General features: G+C 35.0%; 6 protein-coding genes. 5 read left to right on the top strand and 1 reads right to left on the bottom strand.

The window, feature by feature from the left end; translation table 11 throughout:
• The 5 genes from AB1397_07540 to AB1397_07560 form a co-directional block, all read left to right on the top strand.
• Positions 1 to 382, top strand: a 382-nt coding sequence (locus AB1397_07540; GenBank protein ID MEW6482825.1) for a hypothetical protein, incomplete at its 5' end; no start/stop codon positions are given.
• A gap of 74 nt (positions 383 to 456) precedes the next feature.
• On the top strand, positions 457 to 933 hold the full coding sequence (locus tag AB1397_07545) for a PH domain-containing protein (protein MEW6482826.1): 477 nt from the start codon (positions 457 to 459) through the stop codon (positions 931 to 933).
• Positions 934 to 978: 45 nt separating this feature from the next.
• Positions 979 to 1,230 carry a 4Fe-4S cluster-binding domain-containing protein gene (locus AB1397_07550; GenBank protein ID MEW6482827.1) on the top strand — a complete coding sequence of 84 codons (252 nt, stop codon included), beginning with the start codon at positions 979 to 981 and terminating at the stop codon, positions 1,228 to 1,230.
• 9 nt (positions 1,231 to 1,239) lie between these two features.
• Positions 1,240 to 2,028: a radical SAM protein gene (locus tag AB1397_07555; GenBank protein MEW6482828.1), complete on the top strand. Its 789-nt coding sequence runs from the start codon at positions 1,240 to 1,242 to the stop codon at positions 2,026 to 2,028.
• Entirely contained in the window at positions 2,028 to 2,501 is a 474-nt protein-coding gene (locus AB1397_07560; protein MEW6482829.1) for a PqqD family protein, read from the top strand. The genes AB1397_07555 and AB1397_07560 overlap by 1 nt, the downstream gene beginning before the upstream one ends.
• A gap of 22 nt (positions 2,502 to 2,523) precedes the next feature.
• Here AB1397_07560 and AB1397_07565 read toward each other — a convergent pair.
• On the bottom strand, positions 2,524 to 2,767 hold a 244-nt coding region (locus AB1397_07565; protein ID MEW6482830.1), incomplete at its 5' end, for a hypothetical protein.

The raw sequence follows: 2,767 nt of genomic DNA on the forward strand, positions 1-2,767 counted from the left end.
TAAGTTTTATAAAATTTTTTCCCTTTTAATTCAAAATTCAACATTCAAAATTCATAATTTTATAAAGTTTTCCTTAAGATTATCTAAACCCATACATTTTGTAAAGCGTTATGGAATTAACTATAATATGGAATATGAAAGCCCAACGGTTGAAATGTTAGGCGAGGGAGAGATGGCTGATGTGCAAGGAGAGGGGTTTATAGCGGTTTTCCTTATAGCACTAGTAGTGGTGGCTGCTTTTAAAGCTGCAGCTGTTGCCACAAATGCTGTTTATGCGGTAAATGTTGGAGCTCAGGTAAATGTTGGTGCAAATCTTAATGTTGTTTGGAACAGAAGTGTTGCGTGGAATAGAACTCCACGAGGAAGACGATACATCTTTTAAACCAGATGAAAAAGGGTAAGGAAAGATAGAAGGGGAAGGTTTTTCTTCCCCTTCTGCAGCTTAAAATAAAAATAATGGAAGTTTTTAAACCTGAGACGGTAAGAAAAGTTTATATTATATTAGGAAGTATAGATGTAATAGCATTAGTAGTAGGAATAGGGGCGTTTTTTCCTTTTTATATTAAAGAAGAATTTCCTTTGGTTACTTACATCCTTTCTGTAATAGGTGCAACGGTAGGAATAGTAGGAACTTTATATTTAGCCTTTTTGCTATCTATCTATCACACAATGAGATATGAGTTAGAAGAAGATAAACTGGTAGTTAGATGTGGGCACTATAGGGATGAGATAAAATATAGTGAGATAAAGAAGATAACAAAGGCAGGTGAGCTTGGTTATCCTGTAATGGGAGGGTGGTTTAGATTGCCTGGATATTATTGGGATAAATATTATTTTTTAAAGTATGGAAAATGGGTTACAAGGTATGGAACAGACAGCAAAAAGGTTCTTTTGATTGAGACAGAAAAAAACTCTACGGCGTTGATCCATTAGAAGAACAAGGATTCTCTGAAGCTCTAAATAAAAGATTAAAGAAAAATGGCTGAGATAAAGCTTCCACAAGCATCAAGTATTTCTGTTAAGCATGGAAGGATATTAAGGGGGCCACATCAATTTGCATTTGACTTAACCAATAGGTGCAACTTTAGATGTCTACATTGCTTTAATCTAAGTGGCAAAAATTGGATTGTTAAAGATGAGCTAAATGACGATGAGGTTTTAGAATTTATCAGGGATGTCGCAGATTTAAAGCCATTTAATCTTTGTTTTTGTGGTGGAGAACCCCTTTGAAGGGAAGAATTGCTTTGTAAATCAGCAAAGATTCTTTCTGGGGTGGGTATTACAGTCTCCTTGGTAACCAATGGTTCTCTTCTAACTAAAGAGAAGGCTGAAAGGCTGGTTGAAAATGGAGTCACCAGGCCCCAGGTTAGTTTGGATGGAGCAAGAGAAGAGACTCATGAAAGATTAAGGCAATATAAAGGTGCCTTCAAATTAGCGATCTCTGCTATATCCTACTTTGCTCAAACTAAAGGATATGAAGAGATTATGGTTGCCTTTACTCCTACAGGGTTTAATTACACAGAATTAGAAGATACATTTTATTTAACGAGGGACTTAGGGGTTGAGCAATTTCGTGTCCAACCCTTGATGATATTGGGAAGCACGCAACTTCACCTAAAAGAGCTTTTGCCTAACCCTTTACAATATCGTCATATTGTAAGGACTATTATAAAACTTCAGGATAAATTTGGACCAAATACAATTGAATGGGGAGACCCAGTAGACCATCTTATCCGCTTTAGAACCCGAATTCAACATTGTATCAATAATGTTAATATTCAAGCAAATGGAGATATAGTCCCCTCTCCCTATCTTCCTATAAGTGTAGGGAATATAAGGAGGCATAGCTTTAAAAAATATTGGGATGCTGGATTGGTGAAGATATGGGAACTTCCTGTAATCCAAAGAATGGCAGAAAGAATCTGCTCAGTCCCTGATTTTGGAAGGAAAGAGGAGGGAATCCCTACAGTATGGTTTGAGAAAAATATAGAGATAGATATTATAGATAATAAGGAGGTTTTTTGGTAATGGGAAAAGCATATCCAATATTTAAGAGAGAGAATCTTTTATATGAACGGGAAGAAAAAGATGAATGCTGGACTATTATCCCAAAATTTCATCCTGAGACAAGGGAATTGGTGATAAATAAGACAGCAAGGAAGGTTTTAGAACTATGCGATGGAAACAAAACCATTGAAGAGATAGAAAAGGAGATGAACAATCTTTATCCTAAAGTTTCCAGGGATGTAATTGAAAGGGATGTGAATGAGACTATAGGGAAGTTTTCTCGTCTTCTAATTATTGAATGGAAGGGAGAAAATCCATTTCTTTATAGAAGAAAGGAGGATATTTCCAATGGCTTTTCCTTAAGCATAGCCCAGGAGGATGATATTTTAAGGATTAAAGAATTTATGCAAAAACTTACAAAAGATAAAAAGAAAGAGGGGTTATTTTATATAAGAATCCCTTTGTTTCTTTTTCTGATTACAAGGAGGAAATAGTTCTTCGGGCAAAGCTATTTGGTTATTTAGAAGAGTTCTTTCTTCTGTTTAAAGAAGATGAGATTTTGGGGCTTATAGGCATTACTCCACCAACAAACCCTTTTATTATGTCTTCTGCTATTACCCTTATAGCTACACCAAAAGATTCCTTTAAAGAGCATTTATAGTTAATTCCATAACGCTTTACAAAATGTATGTGTTTAGATAATCTTAAGGAAAACTTTATAAAATTATGAATTTTGAATGTTGAATTTTGAATTAAAAGG

This window comes from bacterium (assembly GCA_040756715.1).
Lineage (GTDB): Bacteria > UBA9089 > UBA9088 > UBA9088 > UBA9088 > JBFLYE01.